This window comes from Paenibacillus sp. P2(2022), from assembly GCF_029522175.1.
Classification (GTDB): Bacteria; Bacillota; Bacilli; order Paenibacillales; family Paenibacillaceae; genus Paenibacillus; species Paenibacillus polymyxa.
Map to the genome: position 1 here is coordinate 264,883 of NZ_JAKWFI010000001.1, position 18,096 is coordinate 282,978.

Consider the following 18,096-nt stretch of genomic DNA (forward strand, 5'->3'; position numbering starts at 1 on the left):
AAATGAAAAAAATTATTAAACATAGCCAGGCACTCTTTTTTGCTTTTTGTGTTGTGTTATTACTAGCAGGGTGCGGTGCGGGGCAACAATCAGCTTCAAGTGGTAGCAGCGCGGTCCAGAACGAGGTCTCCGGCCAGGATTCATCGAAAAAGACTGAAACTTTAGAACTGACCATTTCCGCGGCTGCGAGCTTAACAGATGCACTTAAAGAAATCCAGACATTGTACGAATCATCCCATAAAGGTATTCAATTGAATTTCAACTTTGGTGGTTCTGGTGCACTGGAAAAGCAGATTGAGCAAGGAGCTCCATCGGACTTGTTTTTGTCTGCTTCGAAGAAAAACATGAAGTCTCTCGTAGATCAGCATTTAATAGAGAGCAATAAACAAAAAACATGGCTGACGAACGAGTTGGTAGCGGTGATCCCTGCTGACGGGACGACGAGCATCACGAGTGTAAAGGATTTAATGCAAAAAGAAGTGAAAAAGGTAGCAATCGGTATTCCTGAGAGTGTTCCTGCAGGCAAATATGCACAGGAAGCACTGACGAACGTTAAGCTTTGGGATGTGTTACAAGACAAGCTTGTTCAGGCAAAAGATGTTAGACAAGTGCTGCAATATGTAGAAACGGGTAACGCAGATGTCGGATTTGTGTATAAGACAGATGCGTTAACTTCGCAAAAGGCGAAAATTGCTTTTGAGGTGGACTCTAAAACTTATTCAACGGTTGAGTACCCTATCGGGATCATCAAAGCTTCCAAACACATCCAAGAAGCCGAAAGCTTCTATGAATACCTTCAATCGCAAGAATCTCTGAACATTATGGCTAAGTATGGATTTACCATACCGAAGTGAGCATGCAGGCTATAGATTGGAGCGAATATTGGCCTCCGATTCGATTATCGTTACAGATTGCACTGTTATCCAGCGTTTTGGTGATCCTATTAGGCTTGTTTGCGGCATGGTCCATGTCGCGGTTAGGATTATTTAAAGGGAAAACACTCGTTGAAACCGTGCTTATGCTGCCTTTGGTGCTCCCGCCGACGGTAGTTGGATTTTTACTGCTAATCTTACTCGGACGAAAAAGTGGGTTTGGACGTTTGGTGGAGCATTGGTTTGGCGAGCCTATTGTATTCTCATGGTGGGCTGGGGTCGTGGCCGCGGTGGTTGTGGCTTTTCCCCTAGTCTATCGGACACTGAGAATGGGATTCGCTGCAGTGGATCGTGACTTGGAAAACGCGGGGCGCTCGATGGGGGCAAATGAATGGCAGGTCTTCCGATATATCACCTTTCCTTTGATTTTCCCTTCTTTTAAAGCGGCCTTTATACTTGGTTTTGCCCGTGGGCTGGGAGAATTCGGTGCTACGCTGATGATTGCCGGAAATATTCCGGGTAAAACACAAACGATCCCTACAGCCATCTATATTGCAGTGGATTCTGGCCATCTTCCTATGGCCTGGGCTTGGACATGCTCTATCATATTCATTTCCTTTATAATGCTCCTGTTAACAGGCCAAAAGAACAATTAATCTATTCATACAAGCTTCCCTCTGGTAGAGGGGGGCTTTTTTTGTATCTTTCCTTAGAACGAGGGATTTTCTATAGCGCTATAGGACATTCCCTAATGGGAACGGAGAGGAATGAATTACATAATGAGAGTAAGCGAATGAATCCTCTCCGCGGGTTTGCAACGGGCTGATTTATTCTGAAAAGGAGCGTTGATCACCGATGAAAAAAAAATATAGTCTCAACTTCTTCAAGCCAATCGAGAGCTATTCTGGAAATTGGTCAATCCTTGAAGAAAAAAATAGAGAATGGGAAAACGTGTACCGCCAGCGTTGGTCTCATGACAAAGTGATTCGCACGACGCATGGTGTTAACTGTACCGGCTCCTGTAGCTGGAAGGTTTTTGTTAAGAACGGCATCATCACTTGGGAAAATCAGCAAATCGATTATCCCTCCTGCGGTCCAGACATGCCAGAATTTGAGCCGCGTGGATGCCCGCGTGGTGCTTCATTTTCCTGGTATGAATACAGCCCGTTACGTGTGAAATATCCATATATGCGCGGTAAGCTATTGCGACTATGGCAAGCTGCCCTCAAGGAGCATAGCAATCCGGTAGACGCATGGGCCAGCATTGTGGAAGACCCAGAGAAAGCCAAGCTCTACAAATCGGCTCGCGGCAAAGGCGGGCATGTTCGTGTGGCTTGGGATGATGTTCTACACCTGATTTCGGCGCAATTAATTTATACCATTCGTAAGTACGGTCCTGACCGGATCGCAGGCTTCACACCCATTCCAGCGATGTCAATGATAAGCTACGCCTCGGGAGCGCGGTTCATTTCATTGCTTGGTGGGGAAATGTTGAGCTTTTACGACTGGTATGCTGATCTTCCGCCTGCTTCTCCCCAAATTTGGGGTGAGCAAACGGACGTACCTGAATCCTCAGATTGGTACAACGCGGGCTACCTGATCATGTGGGGCTCGAATGTGCCGCTTACCCGGACGCCGGATGCCCACTTTATGACGGAAGTACGCTATAAAGGAACCAAGGTCGTATCCGTGGCTCCGGATTTGGCGGAAAATGTGAAGTTCGCTGACAACTGGCTTGCACCCAATCCGGGTACAGACGCCGCTGTGGCACAGGCGATGACTCATGTCATTCTGGATGAGTTCTACCAGGAACGTCAGGAACCCATGTTCATTAACTATGCCAAGCAATATACAGATATGCCATTCATGATTCTGCTTGATCCCCACGAAGGAGCCTGGAAAGGTGGGCGTTTTCTGCGGGCGAGTGATCTGGGGGATGCTTCACAGCATGCAGATTGGAAACCGGTCATTTTCGATGAAGTAGCAGGGGAAATGATGGTCCCGAACGGTACAATGGGACAGCGCTGGGAGCAGGATAAGCAATGGAATCTGATCTTGGAGCGGGAAGATGGAACCAAGGTTGAGCCTGCGCTCACGGTGGAAGGTCATGACGAGCAATGGGAAGAAATCGTATTCCCTTATTTTGATAACACAGGTAACGGAACATTCAAACGTGTCATTCCGGCGAAAAAAGTACGTCTGGCTGATGGCTCAGAGCGTTTCGTAGCCACCGTATATGACTTGATGATGAGTCAGTATGGTGTCGCTCGCAATGATAGCCCTCATAATGCAAAGGATTATTACGATGCAGCTTCTCATTACACTCCTGCCTGGCAGGAGAAGATCACGGGAGTCAAGGCATCGGTCGTAGTGCAAGTTGCTCGCGAATTTGCTCAGAACGCTATCGACACTCAAGGACGTTCCATGATCATTATGGGGGCGGGGATCAATCACTGGTTCAACAGTGACACCATTTATCGCTCCATCTTGAACCTGGTCGTACTGACGGCTTCCCAAGGTGTTAACGGTGGAGGCTGGGCGCATTATGTAGGTCAAGAGAAGTGCCGTCCTATTGAAGGCTGGTCAACGATTGCCTTTGCCAAAGACTGGCAGGGACCGGCTCGGTTGCAAAATGCTACTTCGTTTTTCTATTTTGCAACTGAACAATGGCGCTATGAAGAAAGCGGCACCGACACATTGAAATCGCCGACTGGGGGAGAGGTCAGTTACCAACATCCGGCGGACTACAATGTACTTGCTGCACGGTTGGGCTGGATGCCTTCTTACCCGCAGTTTAATAAAAACAGCCTGCTATTCGCCGAAGAGGCGGCGCAATTAGGCAAGAAGTCAAACGAGGAAATCATTAACCACACTGTGGAAGAGATTAAATCGCGTAAGACTCGTTTTGCTATTGAAGATCCAGGGGCAGCGGAGAACTTTCCGCGTTCGCTCTTTATTTGGCGGTCCAACCTCATTTCCAGCTCGGCCAAGGGACAGGAATATTTCATGAAGCATTTGCTCGGAGCCTCCGACGCGCTGCTTGCCCGGCCGAACGAAGATCAGAAGCCTGAGGAAATCGTCTGGCGGGAAGATGTGGAAGGAAAGCTTGATTTGATGGTCGCACTTGATTTCCGGATGACCACAACACCGTTGTACGCGGATGTCGTACTTCCGGCGGCAACCTGGTATGAGAAGACGGATTTGTCCTCGACAGACATGCATCCGTTCGTGCATCCATTTAATCCTGCGGTAAATCCGCTTTGGGAATCACGTTCGGACTGGGATATTTACCGTCAGTTGTCTGAAACCTTCTCGAACATGGCCAAAGAGCATCTACCGGGAATATATAAAGACCTTGTAACTGCACCGCTTGGGCATGACTCCATAGGCGAAATTGCGCAACCGATGGGTCTTATAAAGGACTGGACGAAAGGCGAGGCCGAAGCTGTGCCGGGTAAAACCATGCCTAATTTCAGCATCGTAGAACGCGATTACACCAAAATTTACGATAAATATGTCTCGCTCGGTCCAAATTTGGCTACAGGAAAAACGGGCGCGCATGGCGTTAGCTTCTCGGTAGCGGATGAATATGAGGAATTGAAGAAGCTGAACGGGGTTTATTACGATGAGTCCATCAAAGATGGACTACCGAAGATCCAGACAGCCCGTCAAGTGGCTGATACGATTCTTCATCTTTCGTCTGCAACGAATGGTCGTGTCTCCCAAAAAGCCTACGCAGAGGCGGAAAAGGATCACGGTGTGAAGCTAATGGACATCTCAGCCGACCGCGCCGCCGAGAAGATCACGTTCCAAAGCATTACAGCGCAGCCGCGTGAAGTTATACCGACACCGGTATTCAGTGGCTCTAACAAGCAGGGACGTCGCTACTCGCCATTTACCACGAATATTGAGCGTCTCGTTCCGTTCCGGACTTTGACAGGAAGACAGCATTTCTATATCGATCATGAAATCTTCCAGCAGTTTGGGGAGTCGCTGCCTATCTATAAACCGACTTTGCCACCGATGGTATTCGGTACACGTGATCGGGAAATCAAGGGTGGCCAGGATTCACTTGTGCTTCGTTATCTGACTCCACACGGGAAATGGAATATTCACTCCACTTATCAGGATAACCAGCATATGCTTACGCTGTTCCGTGGAGGCCCAACGGTATGGATCAATAACGAAGACGCAGCAGCCCACGATCTGGCCGACAATGACTGGGTAGAGGTATACAACCGTAACGGTGTTGTCACCGCCCGGGCAGTTGTCAGCCACCGGATGCCAAGAGGAACGATGTTTATGTACCATGCACAAGATAAGCACATTCAAGTGCCAGGCTCCGAAATCACGGATACACGCGGGGGCAGTCATAATGCGCCAACAAGAATTCATCTCAAACCGACCCAGATGGTTGGCGGATACGCTCAGCTTAGCTATGGGTTCAACTATTACGGTCCAATCGGCAACCAGCGCGATGTGTACGTAGCGGTACGTAAAATGAAGGAGGTTAACTGGCTTGAAGATTAAAGCTCAAATTGCCATGGTCATGAACCTGGATAAATGTATTGGCTGCCATACGTGCAGCGTGACGTGCAAAACAACTTGGACAAACCGCAAAGGTGCGGAATATATGTGGTTCAACAACGTGGAAACGAAGCCTGGTATTGGTTATCCAAAACGCTGGGAAGACCAGGAACAGTATAAGGGGGGCTGGCAGCTTCGCAAAGGGAAGCTTGAACTGAAGTCAGGGAACAAGCTGTCCAAGATAGCGCTCGGTAAAATTTTCTACAATCCCGATATGCCTGAAATGAAGGATTATTATGAACCCTGGACTTACAATTATGAACATTTGACCAACGCCAAAGAGCAGAAGCATTCTCCGGTCGCGCGTGCACAATCTGCTGTAACAGGCGAAAAAATGGATCTGAATTGGGGGCCAAACTGGGAGGATGATTTGGCAGGTACCCATGTGACAGGACCTCTCGATCCCAATATTCAGAAAATTGAAGAAGAGATTAAATTCAATTTCGAGAAGTCGTTCATGCTGTATCTTCCTCGGCTTTGCGAACACTGTCTGAATCCAAGCTGTGTCGCATCCTGCCCTTCAGGTGCCATGTACAAACGGGACGAGGATGGCATCGTGCTTGTGGATCAGGAAGCATGTCGCGGCTGGAGATATTGCATGACGGGTTGTCCATATAAGAAAGTGTACTTCAACTGGCAGACGAATAAAGCAGAGAAATGTACCTTCTGCTTCCCGCGCGTAGAAGCCGGGTTGCCAACCGTCTGCTCCGAGACGTGTACCGGACGAATTCGTTACCTTGGCGTTCTATTGTATGACGCGGATAAGGTGCAGGAGGCTGCTTCTAAAGAGGATGAGAAAGATCTGTATAAAGCACAGTGTGATTTGTTCTTGGACCCAAGTGATCCAGCGGTAATTGCGCAGGCAAAAAAAGATGGGATCTCGCAAGATTGGATTGAGGCTGCGCAGAACTCACCGGTCTACAAGCTTGCTATTGAGTATAAGCTGGCATTCCCGCTTCATCCGGAATACCGCACGCTGCCGATGGTCTGGTATGTACCACCACTTAGTCCGATCATGAATTACTTTGAAGGGAAAGACTCCATCGAGAATCCAGATATGATCTTTCCAGCTATCGAAGAAATGCGCACGCCTATTCAGTATCTTGCCAATATGTTGACGGCGGGCGACACCCAGACGGTGAAAGAATCGCTGCAGCGGATGGCTATGATGCGCTCCTATATGCGTGCCCAGTCCGCAGGACAATCTTTCGATGAAAGCCGTCTGGAACGCACCGGCATGACAGCACGTCAGGCCGAGCAGATGTACCGGCTTCTGGCCATTGCCAAATACGAGGACCGTTTCGTTATTCCAACATCGCATAAAGAGGGTTATTCTAATCCATATCGCGCCCAAGGAGCTGCTGGTTACGGTGATACCTTAGGGAATATGGAAGGTTGTGGAGTTGAAGGAGCTGGCTGTAGCGGTTGTAGCCTGGCAAGCTCCACGGGAATGGAAGAGCCTTCGAAATCAGGCAAGCAAATGTATGAAGAAAACTTCTACGGGGGTATTTGGCGTGATTAATGTAGCGAAACTGTATGAATTCAAGCCTTCATTCGGGTTTTTCGCCCAACAACTCATGTACCCGGAAAAGCTGGATTTTCATCCGGCTTTTCTGGAAGCATCATTTGATCCGGATCATCCTGCGTATACGCATGCTCATAAGTACTGGTCTCTTATGCAAGAGTTTAGTATGGAAGAGATCCAGGAACTGTATACAGAAACCTTCGATTTTCAAAAAAATTGCGCACTATATATGACTTACTTCAAGTTTGAAGATGCAAAAGAAAGAGGACAAATGCTGGTCAAGTTAAAGGTTCTCTATGAAATGTATGGTCTTGAAATGCCAGATGGTGAGTTGCCGGATTACCTACCGCTCATGTGTGAATTCCTGTATGCCGCCGAATGGGTACAGGATGCAAAGACGACAGAAAATTTCCGCATGCCGATCGCGATTTTGGAAGACGGCACTTATCATTTGCTTAAAGCGCTGGAAAAAATGGAAAGCCCGTATTTTCATCTGGTCAAGGGACTGCGCGAAACGCTTAAAGCTTGCGTAGAACAGGAGGCAGCCACGCTATGATGATGGAGCAGTTTTTATGGGTCATTTTCCCTTATATGTGTGTGGTCATTTTTATCGTAGGCCATATCTTCCGCTATAGAACGGACCAATTCAATTGGACGGCAAAATCGAGCGAATTTATTGAAAAGAAACAATTGATGATCGGAAGCCTCTTATTCCACCTGGGGATCATTCCAGTTATTTTCGGTCATGTGTCTGGTCTGGGTATACCCAAAACCTGGATGCATGCACTGGGGGTAAACGATCATCTATATCACATTGGAGCGGTCTATATTGGTGGAATATTTGGAGCCATGACGTTCCTTGGGATGTTGATACTTACCTCTCGACGTTTTACAATTCGTAATGTGCGCCGTTTAAGTACAGCTTCTGATTTGATCGTAAACGTATTGCTGTTGGCGCTTGTGTGCATGGGGATGTTTGCCACACTCGTAACGAATGCGGTTCAGCCGGAATTTGATTATCGGGAGACAATCTCGATCTGGTTCCGCGGTTTGTTCATATTCCGTGTTGACCCTACACTGATGAGAGATGTACCGATTTCTTTCAAGCTTCATGTACTTATGGGTTTTGCGATTTTTGCATTCTGGCCGTTTACCCGGCTTGTACATGTGTGGAGTGTTCCGTTGAATTATGTGCGCAGAAGTTATATCCTTTACAGAAGACATAAATCAAACTAGGAAAGCGGGCTCTGCCTTCTTTCCTAGTTTTATTAGGAGAGAGTGATGAATAATAAGATGGATTATCAAAGGGAGCTTGAGCGAATACGCGAACATTTCGGTTATGATTTTATGGCACTTGCTCTGGTTGAACCGGCCGAATATCAATACGTCATTAAATGGAAAAACGCCGCTGGCAATTTGAATGATCGATTTAAGCGGATTGTACTGCAATCTGGAAAGGGCATAGCAGGAGTCGTGTTTAAAACCGGGAAATCTATCTTTATTCCATCTGTTCATCAATTTGTTGGGGCAGACAACCTGTTTAACTATCCAATCGTTCAATCCGAGAAGCTCAAGAGTCTCGGCGCTGTGCCCCTGTGGAATGATGCTCGCGTCGCGGGTGTACTGCTGGGTGGATTTCGAGAAGAACAGCTGATGACCGAAGCTATGATGCGTGATTTGGAAACCTTGGCACATAGGGGAATTGGAGAGTTGAACGGGAAGGAAGTGATCTGAATTGACATTGTCTATAGGGACAGACTCTTTGAGTGCGCTAATGGTGAAGATGTTTGAGAACAGTACAGAAGCTATCTTCTTTTTTGATAGGGAAGGGAAAACCCTAGCCATGAACCCGGCGGCTGAGGAGATTGTAGACGATGACGTTCTCATTCAACTCTATGAAGGACAGGACAGGGCCTTATGTGGAACATGCAGAGGCTATACTAGCGACACAGAGCCCCGTACCTGCCTTGACTGTTATTTCAATGTGCCTGAATCCAACAATTTTGCTTCTTTTCAGGTTTATCTGGAGACGAAAAGCAACGGAATGGTTCCCTATGCAGCTTCTTTTCATACGATTGATTCTACAAATGGAATCCGGGTGCTGATGCTGAGAGATTTGACCCCGCAATTTCAGACGCAGGAGAAATTGTATCAGAACAAAATGATGAAACATGTTATTGAAGCACAGGAAAACGAGCGTAAACGGCTTTCCAGAGAGCTGCACGACAGCGTCGCCCAGGAATTGATGAGCGCGGTTGTTGAACTACGGGTATTAAAATACATGACGAATGATGAGCAGCTCATTAAAAACATGAAACAAACAGAAGCATCCATGACACGCTTGCTGGATGATATCCGCAACCTGTCTGTGGATCTTCGTCCTGCTACCCTTGATGATTTTGGACTTGAGGCGGCATTCCGTTCCCACTTTAAGCGGGTCGAGCAAAGTTTTGGTCTAGTGGTTGAGTTCGTATCTGATCTTCCCCAGAAGCGGTATGGAAGCGAAAAAGAAACAGTCATTTATCGCGTCTGTCAGGAGGCTGTGCTCAATGCGTTGAAGTATGCCCAGGTGGATACCGTTAAAGTTACTTTGTCGGAGCACGAACACGCGCTTCGTTTGACTGTAGAGGATAATGGGATTGGCTTTGATAAGGGGGGCAAGCCTATTGGAACAGGACTAGGCTTGTATGGTATGCAGGAGCGAGCAGAGCTGGTAGGTGGAAGTTTTGGCGTCCTTTCGAATGTTGGCCAAGGAACCAAAGTCTTTTTACAAATTCCGATTGGACACGAGGAGGAATAGAAACTTGATCAAAATTGTATTAGCGGATGATCATGCCATTGTACGAAGCGGATTTTCCATGATTCTCAACTTCCAATCGGATATGGAGGTTGTCGGAACGGCTGCGGACGGGATTGAAGCGTATACTATGGTAGCCAAACATCAGCCGGATATTCTAATTATGGACCTCAGCATGCCTCCAGGCGAAAGTGGATTGATCGCCACAGGCAAGATTAAAGAGGACCATCCTGATACTAAAATTCTGATTTTGACCATGCATGACGACGAAGAATATCTATTTCATATTTTGAAGAATGGTGCTTCAGGGTACGTTTTGAAAAATGCGCCAGATGAGGAGTTATTGCTTGCCATACGTACCATTCATGGGGGTGGGACTTATATCCATCCTAAAATGGCCACTTCTCTCGTGCGTGAGTTCATTAAGAAAGACACAACATCACAAACCGAAGATCCGTATGAGATTCTGTCCAAGCGCGAGCTAGAGATTCTCCCTTTGGTTGCAAAGGGATACGGTAACAAGGAAGTTGCCGAAAAGCTGTTCATTTCTGTCAAAACCGTGGAAGCGAATAAAGCTAAAATCATGGAGAAGTTGAACTTAAAAAGCCGGCCTGAGCTGGTCCAATATGCTTTAAAGAAAAAAATGCTGGATTTCTAGTTTATGAAGAAGATTATTTTTAATCCAATAATATATCTACAATGAATCAAGCAGCTTCTTACGAGAAGCGGCTTTTTTATTTTCAGGGACTCCCCTGACCGGGAAAGGGGAGTCCCCTATATTCGAAAGGAACGGCTAGCGGCTACAATGGGAACAGAAAAATACAAATCAAACATTCGACAGAATAAAGTTGAAAAGGTGAGTTAAATGATTAGAAAAATGCAGTTGCCGCTACAAACATTGAACCTGATTCTTGGATTCATGGTGTGGGTCATCATTTCTTCCCTCATGCCGTTCATTACGGAGGATATCGTGATTCCACCCGGAAAACTGGCCATGGTTACGGCGATTCCGGTCGTGCTTGGATCGATTCTGCGCATTCCGCTTGGTTATTATGCCAATATTTTCGGGGCGAGAATCGTTTTCCTCGTTAGCTTTGTTTTGCTTTTGTTTCCGGTCTACTATATCAGTGAAGCTTCGACGATGACGGATTTAATTATCGGTGGCTTGTTCCTTGGGATTGGGGGAGCGGTGTTCTCGGTTGGAGTAACTTCACTGCCCAAGTACTATCCGAAAGAAAGACATGGCTTTGTCAACGGGATGTATGGTGTGGGCAACCTGGGGACAGCAGTAACGACCTTCTCCGCTCCGATTGTAGCGACACAGGTAGGATGGGCACTTACAGTCAAGCTGTATCTTATCCTATTGCTTGTTTTTATCGTTTTGAATTTCTTCTTTGGGGACCGTCATGAAGCTAAAGTCAAGACGCCCATTATGGAGCAAATCAAAGGGGTTTACAAAAATGAAAAGCTTTGGTTTTTCTCGCTCTTTTATTTTATTACGTTTGGCTCATTTGTAGCGTTCACGGTGTATCTACCGAATTTTCTCGTATCGAACTTTGAGCTGGATAAAGTGGATGCAGGGATGCGTACAGCAGGCTTTATCGCGATTGCTACATTCTTCCGCCCGATCGGTGGCTGGCTGGCGGATCGTTTTCAGCCCTTGTTTCTGCTGGTAGGTACGTTTGCTGTGTATACGGTCGCTGCGATTCTTCTGGCTTTTTCACCAGACATCACTCTGTATACCGTAGGGTGCTTGGCTATCGCTGTGAGTGCGGGAATCGGGAACGGTGTCATTTTCAAGCTAGTTCCATTTTATTTTAATAAACAGGCAGGCATAGTGAACGGAATTGTATCCATGATGGGTGGCCTGGGTGGCTTTTTCCCTCCGATCTTGTTATCGACGATTCATGCGGCTACTGGCCAATATTCCATTGGGTTCATGTTACTCTCCCAAGTGGCACTGGCTAGCCTGATTCTCGTCATATGGCTATATTATCAAGGACGTTTCCCTGTAGCTGCCGAGCAGAACCGCTTTGAGAAACAAAAGGAACTTCAGCAGTAAAGCATTAAGAGTGGAGAAATTATAAAGACACCTTTAACGTTTCTAGCGAGAGCCACAGGAAAAAGCACAAAGTTAACGATCGCTCTTCAACGTTAGGGGGACATTGTGATGAAGGAACGTTATTCAAGACAGATCTTATTTAGACCCATCGGCAGTGAAGGACAACGTAATCTGTCTGAAGCTGTTGTTACCATTATCGGCTGCGGGGCACTAGGCTCCGCCATCGCTGAAACATTAGTAAGAGCGGGCGTCGGAGAGATTCACCTGGTTGACCGTGATTATGTGGAGACGTCGAATCTGCAACGCCAGCAGTTATTCACGGAGCAGGATGCTGCACAAATGCTCCCCAAGGTAACGGCTGCTGAAAAAAGGTTAAAGGCGATACGAGAAGACGTACGCTTGTATACCTATCTCGACAGCTTGGATACCGGGCTTGCTCAAGAGCTTGCTGGTAAAAGCACATTGCTGATGGATGCAACGGATAATTTTGAAACCCGGCTGCTTATAAACGATGCTGCACGAAAGGCTGAAATTCCATGGATTTACGGCGCCTGTGTTGGAAGCACAGGCGTTGTTTTTCCGTTCGTGCCGGGCAAGTCAGCTTGTTTTCGTTGCCTACTGCCATCGCTGCCGGCAATCAATCAGACCTGCGATACGGCTGGAATCATCTCGCCCGCAGTTCAAGTGACGGCTGCTCTCCAAAGTGCAGAAGCCATGAAGTGGCTGAGCGGTAAACATGATAAAATGCGCAGCAAGGTTCATTTATTTGATCTATGGGAAAATACGCAGATGGACATAGGGATTTCCCGCATCCGCAATCAGAATTGTCCGACCTGTGGAGAGCATCCTGTGTTTCCTGCACTGACCGCATCCCGTCGCTCGGCGTATGCTTCGCTGTGCGGACGGGATGTAGTGCAGGTTCTTCCAGACCCTCATCGTCCGATTACGTTGGACGATGCAGAGAAAATGGGCAGGCTTATGGCGGAACGTGTAAAAAGGACCCCTTATTTCGTTGAATTTTATGCCTTTGAGCACCGAATGATTTTATTTAAAAACGGAAGGCTCCTCATTCACGGTATTGGAAGTATTGCCAGAGGTCAAAAGCTATACCATCAGTTGTTCGGTTAAACAAGGGATATAGATCCAGGAAATATAAATAGTGAGCAGAGTTTTCATAGCAGAGTAGCTTGCCAGGTGGCTGGAAGGTGGAAAAGATGAGTGTATTTGAAATCGTGACGGAGCCCATTCTTCCGCAGATTTATGCAGATTATGTCTTAAGACCAGAAGCGGGAGCGGTGACCGTGTTTACAGGGCACGTAAGAGAGTGGACCCAAGGCGTACGGACATTATATCTTGCTTACGAGGCCTATGTGCCTATGGCTGAGAAAAAGCTTGCAGAGATTGGCCACGAAATTGAACGGAAATGGGAAGGGACAAGAGTAGCAATTGCACATCGGATTGGTGAGCTTCAGATCGGTGATATTGCCGTTGTCATCGCTGTTTCTTCACCACACCGCTCGGATGCGTATAAGGCGAATGAATACGCAATCGAACGAATCAAGGAAATCGTTCCGATCTGGAAGCGAGAGATATGGGAAAACGGAACACAATGGATCGGACAACAAAAGAAAAAGCCGGAGGAAATCAGTCATGATTAAGCTGTACTATTTTGCGGGACTCCGTGAAGTAACGGGAAAATTCGAAGAAATGGCAGATTTGGCAGGCCAAACTGTAGGGGAATTATACAGTTGGATCACAGATAAATACCCGGATATGCCGATCAATTCTACACGAATTGCAGTAAACGAGGAGTACGCGTTGCTTACAGATGTACTGCAGGATGGAGATATCGCAGCTTTTATTCCGCCTGTCAGCGGCGGCTAGTGAAAGTGCTTGTCATGTGTCCATGTCCGCAACGTCAAATACAGCTAATGAAAAAAAGAAGGTGGTCACATGAGTTCACATCCGCTGAAGGACCCATTGCGGCGTCCGATTCGTGATTTACGTATATCTGTTACGGATCGCTGCAATTTTCGCTGTTCCTACTGTATGCCAAAAGAAATTTTCGGCGACGATTTTGCCTTTCTTCCTAAAAGCGAATGCCTATCGTTTGAAGAGATTCATCGGCTTACGGAGCTCTTTGTAGGCCTTGGGGTCAAAAAAATACGACTCACAGGTGGTGAGCCGTTAATGCGACCGAACCTTCCCGACCTTGTCTCTAGTATTTTGTCTATCAGTGGAGTTGAGGATATAGGGTTGACCACAAATGGTTTGCTACTAGGACAACAGGCGCAACGCCTCTATGACGCGGGACTGCGACGGCTTAATGTCAGTGTAGACGCTCTGAACCCCGAGCTATTTGGGCAGATGAATGGACGGGGCATTAAGCCTGCGTTTGTTTTGAAGCAGATCGATTTTGCAAGAGAAATCGGTTTTGAGATTAAGGTCAATATGGTGGTTCAAAAAGGTGTTAATGATTCTGAGATTTTGCCGATGGCTGCTTATTTTAAGGACCAGGGAATAACTCTTCGTTTTATTGAATTTATGGATGTAGGTAACGATACCGGATGGAGCTTCAAAAAGGTAGTAACAAAAGAAGAAATTATGGAGCGACTTAAGAATGAGTACGAGTTGGAGCCGGTAGATCAGAATTACTTTGGAGAAGTGGCAAAACGTTACCGTTATAAAGACAGCGACGCGCAAGTTGGCTTTATTACTTCGGTTTCGGATTCGTTTTGCTCATCCTGCACGCGTGCCCGTTTATCTTCTGATGGTAAGTTTTATACGTGTTTGTTTGCTTCAGACGGATTTGATTTGCGCCAGATGCTTCGTAACGGGGCGAATGATCAGGAATTACTTGATGCGATTACTTCAGTATGGGAACAACGCATAGATCGGTATTCCGATGAACGTACAGAACAGACTGCAAACAACAGAAAAAAAATTAACATGTCCTACATTGGCGGCTGACATTTTTATACGGGTAATGTGCCGTATTCGATGTGGATATTCCCGAAAAGAAAGCGCAAACATTTTTGTTGGCAAAACTTAAATTCGATGTTATTATGATCTTGGGATTGTTACTGAAAAGGCAAAACCCGGGACATGGAACTGGACTTCCATGTGTTGGGTTTTGCCTTTTCTTTTTGTATACAGATTTGCAATAACGTAGAAAGGTGAGTGATAGTGTAGGGCTTATTCCTCTTTATGAATACGCTTTCATTTTAATGGGTTTATAAATCTACACATTATAGTTTGGTTTACTGCGAAAGCTTGATCGGCTATTACCGTCTTGTGACCTATCTGAAATATCGCCCAGCATCTAAATCCTTTTTTAGATTATTGCGGGATCAGGGGGGCAGCCAGAATGATCATAACAAAGATATTTAATAATAACGCCATAATAGCCAAAGATTCAAAAAGGCATGAATTTGTTGTTATGGGTCGTGGAATTGCATTCAAAAAGAATGCAGGAGAACAAGTAGAAGAGCATTTAATTGAAAAGGTGTTTGTACTTAAACAAAAAGATGCTTCAGAGAAATTTAAATTACTGTTAGAGGATGTCCCTACAGAATATGTTTCGTTATGCTATGACATCATTGAATATGGAAAAAGCATATTGGAAGCACAGCTGAGCGACTATGTATATGTTTCGCTTACAGATCACATGAACAATGCATTTAAAATGTTTGATGAAGGGTTTAAAAATGCAAATCCGCTCATCTGGGAAATTAAAAAATTTTATCCTAAAGAGTTTGGAGTTGGCTTAAAAGCGCTGGAGTTTATTGAAGACGAAACAGGTAAACGATTGTCTGAAGATGAAGCAGGTAATATAGCTCTTCATTTAATCAATGCTCAAGTCAACAGCTCCTACCATAAAGTAGCGGATGTCGCTCAGCAAACTCAAAAAATACAGGATATCCTAAATATTATTAAGTACTCTTACAATATTACCCTGGATGAACACTCGACTAGCTATGAACGATTTATTACACATTTAAGGTTTTTCTTTCAGCGGTTAATTCAAAAAGAAAAATTAGCACTGGAAGATGATTTTCTATTAAGGCAAGTGAAAGCAAAGTACAAAAAAGCTTACAGTTGTATGCTGAAAATTGAGAAATACTTGGACACGGTATTGTCAGATGAAGAAAAACTGTATATAACGATTCATATTCAGCGCGTAACTCAATGACCAATTGAATAACTCCTTGGATTGTTACTGGTAATGCAGGCGAAACCAACCTAGATCGAATTTGATCTATTTTGGTTTTGCCTTTTTTTATAAATACAAATAAAGGGGCAGTTACAATGAAGTATGAGACATTAGCAAAAGACATCATCAGAAATGTCGGCGGCAAAGAAAATGTAAATAGTCTAACTCATTGTATTACACGCTTGCGCTTCAAGCTAAAGGATGAAAATAAGGCCAATACAGAGGTTCTGAAAAGTATGGATGGTGTCGTCACGGTGGTAAAAAGCGGGGGACAATACCAAGTTGTGATCGGTAATCATGTGCCCGAGGTTTATGCGGATGTTGCTGCGATAGGCGGCTTCCAGGCAGGTGATTCAGAAGAAACATCAGATGAAAAAGTCAGTTTGTTCAATAGGTTTATTGATACCATTTCAGGTGTATTTACACCCACGCTGGGTGTCTTGAGTGCCACGGGTATGATTAAGGGTTTTACGGCCTTGTTTGTAGCTATAGGCTGGCTGACTGTTACATCGGGTACCTATCAAATTCTCAATGCTTTAGGAGACTGCTTGTTCTACTTCTTCCCTATTTTCCTGGGGTATACGTCAGCTAAAAAATTCAATGCCAACATTTTTATAGGTATGGCGATCGGGGCGTCACTTGTTTATCCAACCTTTAGCACGATAACAGCCTCGGGTAAACCGCTATACACTTTATTTAGCGGCACTATATTTGAGTCACCGGTATATATCACCTTCTTAGGTATTCCGGTCATTCTGATGAGCTATGCATCAACGGTTCTTCCGATTATCGTATCCACCTATGTAGGCTCAAAAATAGAAAATTTCTTTAAAAAGGTCATCCCTAGCGTAGTGAGAACATTCTTGGTTCCGTTTTTCACTTTGTTAGTTATTGTACCCTTAGCGCTGATTGTGATTGGACCACTCTCGACTTGGGCAGGTCAACTGCTTGGCGCAGCCACCCTCTTTGTGTATAACTTAAGCCCGATGATTGAAGGTATTATCATGGGGGCTTTCTGGCAGGTATTTGTTATTTTTGGACTGCACTGGGGTCTTGTTCCTATCGCTATGAACAACTTGGCGGTGCTCAAATTCGATCCGATCCTTGCTGCAACGCTGGGAGCCTCCTTTGCTCAAACAGGTGTCGTACTGGCGATTTTGTTCAAAACCAAAAATGTAAAGCTGAGATCCCTTTCCATTCCAGCTGTTATCTCCGGGATCTTTGGTGTAACAGAACCCGCGATTTACGGGATTACATTACCACGTAAGAAACCATTCATTTTAAGCTGTATAGCGTCTGCAGTAGGTGGCGGTATTATCGGAATGATGGGAACGAAAGGCTATATCATTGGCGGCTTAGGCATTTTCGCGATTCCGAGCTATATTAATCCGTCAGGAATAGACAGCGGATTTTATGGGGCTGTTATTGGTATCCTGGTAAGTTTCGTATTAGGCTTCTTGCTTATGTTTTTTGGCGGATTTAAAGATGATGAGGTGAAAGAAACGAAAAAAGAAGTTAGTTCAACGGGAGCAGCAAAAGGAGGAGAAGTCTTAATAAGACAGGAGACGGTAATTAGTCCGTTAAAGGGTGATGTAAAACCTTTATCTGAGGTAACTGATGAAGCCTTTTCGACAGGTGCTCTGGGTAAAGGGATTGCCATTGAGCCTTCCGAAGGCAAGGTCGTTTCACCTGTAGATGGTGTCTTAACATCCTTATTTTCGTCAGGTCATGCGATCGGAATTACCAGTGATCAGGGCGTGGAAATTCTCATCCATGTAGGTAAGGATACAGTCAAATTGAAAGGTAAACATTTTTATCCCAAAGTAAAACAAGGGGAAGCCGTCAAAAAGGGACAATTGCTCATGGAGTTTGATCTGGAGGCTATCCAAGAGGCTGGTTATGTTCTGACTACTCCTGTAATTGTTGCCAACACTGCTAGTTACTTGGATGTTATTGAAACGGAGAAGAAGACGATTGGTTATAAAGAGGATTTGTTGACGGTCATGGTCTAAGATACCTATATTTTAGGAGGAATAAACA

General features: G+C 45.5%; 16 protein-coding genes. All 16 read left to right on the plus strand.

The window, feature by feature from the left end:
• The first annotated feature begins 2 nt into the window (after positions 1 to 2).
• The 16 genes from modA to MMB75_RS01235 all read left to right on the plus strand — a co-directional run bounded on the left by modA (position 3) and on the right by MMB75_RS01235 (position 18,068).
• Entirely contained in the window at positions 3 to 854 is an 852-nt protein-coding gene (gene modA / locus MMB75_RS01160) for a molybdate ABC transporter substrate-binding protein (RefSeq protein ID WP_045244299.1), read from the plus strand.
• Entirely contained in the window at positions 851 to 1,528 is a 678-nt protein-coding gene (gene modB, locus MMB75_RS01165; RefSeq protein WP_016821794.1) for a molybdate ABC transporter permease subunit, read from the plus strand. The genes modA and modB overlap by 4 nt, the downstream gene beginning before the upstream one ends.
• A 199-nt stretch (positions 1,529 to 1,727) precedes the next feature.
• Entirely contained in the window at positions 1,728 to 5,402 is a 3,675-nt protein-coding gene (locus MMB75_RS01170) for a nitrate reductase subunit alpha (protein ID WP_045244300.1), read from the plus strand.
• Positions 5,392 to 6,981, plus strand: coding sequence for a nitrate reductase subunit beta (narH, locus tag MMB75_RS01175; protein WP_045244301.1), 1,590 nt, complete (start codon positions 5,392 to 5,394; stop codon positions 6,979 to 6,981). Before MMB75_RS01170 ends, narH begins: the two co-directional genes overlap by 11 nt.
• Positions 6,974 to 7,540: a nitrate reductase molybdenum cofactor assembly chaperone gene (gene narJ / locus MMB75_RS01180; protein ID WP_016821791.1), complete on the plus strand. Its 567-nt coding sequence runs from the start codon at positions 6,974 to 6,976 to the stop codon at positions 7,538 to 7,540. Before narH ends, narJ begins: the two co-directional genes overlap by 8 nt.
• Positions 7,537 to 8,220, plus strand: a complete 684-nt coding sequence (narI, locus tag MMB75_RS01185; protein WP_013372381.1) for a respiratory nitrate reductase subunit gamma — start codon at positions 7,537 to 7,539, stop codon at positions 8,218 to 8,220. Before narJ ends, narI begins: the two co-directional genes overlap by 4 nt.
• A 45-nt stretch (positions 8,221 to 8,265) precedes the next feature.
• Complete coding sequence (locus MMB75_RS01190; protein WP_016821790.1) at positions 8,266 to 8,718, plus strand: GAF domain-containing protein; 453 nt, start codon at positions 8,266 to 8,268, stop codon at positions 8,716 to 8,718.
• A gap of 1 nt (position 8,719) precedes the next feature.
• Complete coding sequence (locus MMB75_RS01195; RefSeq protein ID WP_017426863.1) at positions 8,720 to 9,784, plus strand: PAS domain-containing sensor histidine kinase; 1,065 nt, start codon at positions 8,720 to 8,722, stop codon at positions 9,782 to 9,784.
• Positions 9,785 to 9,791: 7 nt separating this feature from the next.
• Positions 9,792 to 10,439 (plus strand): response regulator transcription factor, encoded by a 648-nt coding sequence (locus MMB75_RS01200; protein ID WP_038978085.1) that lies wholly within the window; start codon positions 9,792 to 9,794, stop codon positions 10,437 to 10,439.
• Positions 10,440 to 10,646: 207 nt separating this feature from the next.
• The gene (locus MMB75_RS01205; protein WP_045244302.1) at positions 10,647 to 11,843 is read left to right on the plus strand and encodes a nitrate/nitrite transporter; all 1,197 of its coding nucleotides are present in this window, start codon (positions 10,647 to 10,649) and stop codon (positions 11,841 to 11,843) included.
• A gap of 108 nt (positions 11,844 to 11,951) precedes the next feature.
• Entirely contained in the window at positions 11,952 to 12,971 is a 1,020-nt protein-coding gene (locus MMB75_RS01210; protein WP_045244303.1) for a ThiF family adenylyltransferase, read from the plus strand.
• 86 nt (positions 12,972 to 13,057) lie between these two features.
• Positions 13,058 to 13,501 carry a molybdenum cofactor biosynthesis protein MoaE gene (locus tag MMB75_RS01215; RefSeq protein WP_025365499.1) on the plus strand — a complete coding sequence of 148 codons (444 nt, stop codon included), beginning with the start codon at positions 13,058 to 13,060 and terminating at the stop codon, positions 13,499 to 13,501.
• Positions 13,494 to 13,727, plus strand: a complete 234-nt coding sequence (locus tag MMB75_RS01220) for a MoaD/ThiS family protein (RefSeq protein WP_016821782.1) — start codon at positions 13,494 to 13,496, stop codon at positions 13,725 to 13,727. Before MMB75_RS01215 ends, MMB75_RS01220 begins: the two co-directional genes overlap by 8 nt.
• A gap of 69 nt (positions 13,728 to 13,796) precedes the next feature.
• The gene (moaA, locus tag MMB75_RS01225; protein ID WP_044787699.1) at positions 13,797 to 14,813 is read left to right on the plus strand and encodes a GTP 3',8-cyclase MoaA; all 1,017 of its coding nucleotides are present in this window, start codon (positions 13,797 to 13,799) and stop codon (positions 14,811 to 14,813) included.
• Positions 14,814 to 15,210: 397 nt separating this feature from the next.
• The gene (gene licT / locus MMB75_RS01230) at positions 15,211 to 16,035 is read left to right on the plus strand and encodes a BglG family transcription antiterminator LicT (protein ID WP_025365497.1); all 825 of its coding nucleotides are present in this window, start codon (positions 15,211 to 15,213) and stop codon (positions 16,033 to 16,035) included.
• Positions 16,036 to 16,151: 116 nt separating this feature from the next.
• Positions 16,152 to 18,068, plus strand: a complete 1,917-nt coding sequence (locus MMB75_RS01235) for a beta-glucoside-specific PTS transporter subunit IIABC (protein WP_045244304.1) — start codon at positions 16,152 to 16,154, stop codon at positions 18,066 to 18,068.
• The last annotated feature ends 28 nt before the right edge of the window (positions 18,069 to 18,096 follow it).

Excerpts from the sequence above, each read along its gene's own strand:
- modA (WP_045244299.1), top strand. The coding sequence starts at position 3 with ATGAAAAAAATTATTAAACATAGCCAGGCACTCTTTTTTGCTTTTTGT.
- MMB75_RS01170 (WP_045244300.1), top strand. The coding sequence starts at position 1,728 with ATGAAAAAAAAATATAGTCTCAACTTCTTCAAGCCAATCGAGAGCTAT.
- narI (WP_013372381.1), top strand. The coding sequence starts at position 7,537 with ATGATGATGGAGCAGTTTTTATGGGTCATTTTCCCTTATATGTGTGTG.
- MMB75_RS01190 (WP_016821790.1), top strand. The coding sequence starts at position 8,266 with ATGAATAATAAGATGGATTATCAAAGGGAGCTTGAGCGAATACGCGAA.
- MMB75_RS01205 (WP_045244302.1), top strand. The coding sequence starts at position 10,647 with ATGATTAGAAAAATGCAGTTGCCGCTACAAACATTGAACCTGATTCTT.
- MMB75_RS01210 (WP_045244303.1), top strand. The coding sequence starts at position 11,952 with ATGAAGGAACGTTATTCAAGACAGATCTTATTTAGACCCATCGGCAGT.
- MMB75_RS01215 (WP_025365499.1), top strand. The coding sequence starts at position 13,058 with ATGAGTGTATTTGAAATCGTGACGGAGCCCATTCTTCCGCAGATTTAT.
- MMB75_RS01220 (WP_016821782.1), top strand. The coding sequence starts at position 13,494 with ATGATTAAGCTGTACTATTTTGCGGGACTCCGTGAAGTAACGGGAAAA.
- moaA (WP_044787699.1), top strand. The coding sequence starts at position 13,797 with ATGAGTTCACATCCGCTGAAGGACCCATTGCGGCGTCCGATTCGTGAT.
- licT (WP_025365497.1), top strand. The coding sequence starts at position 15,211 with ATGATCATAACAAAGATATTTAATAATAACGCCATAATAGCCAAAGAT.
- MMB75_RS01235 (WP_045244304.1), top strand. The coding sequence starts at position 16,152 with ATGAAGTATGAGACATTAGCAAAAGACATCATCAGAAATGTCGGCGGC.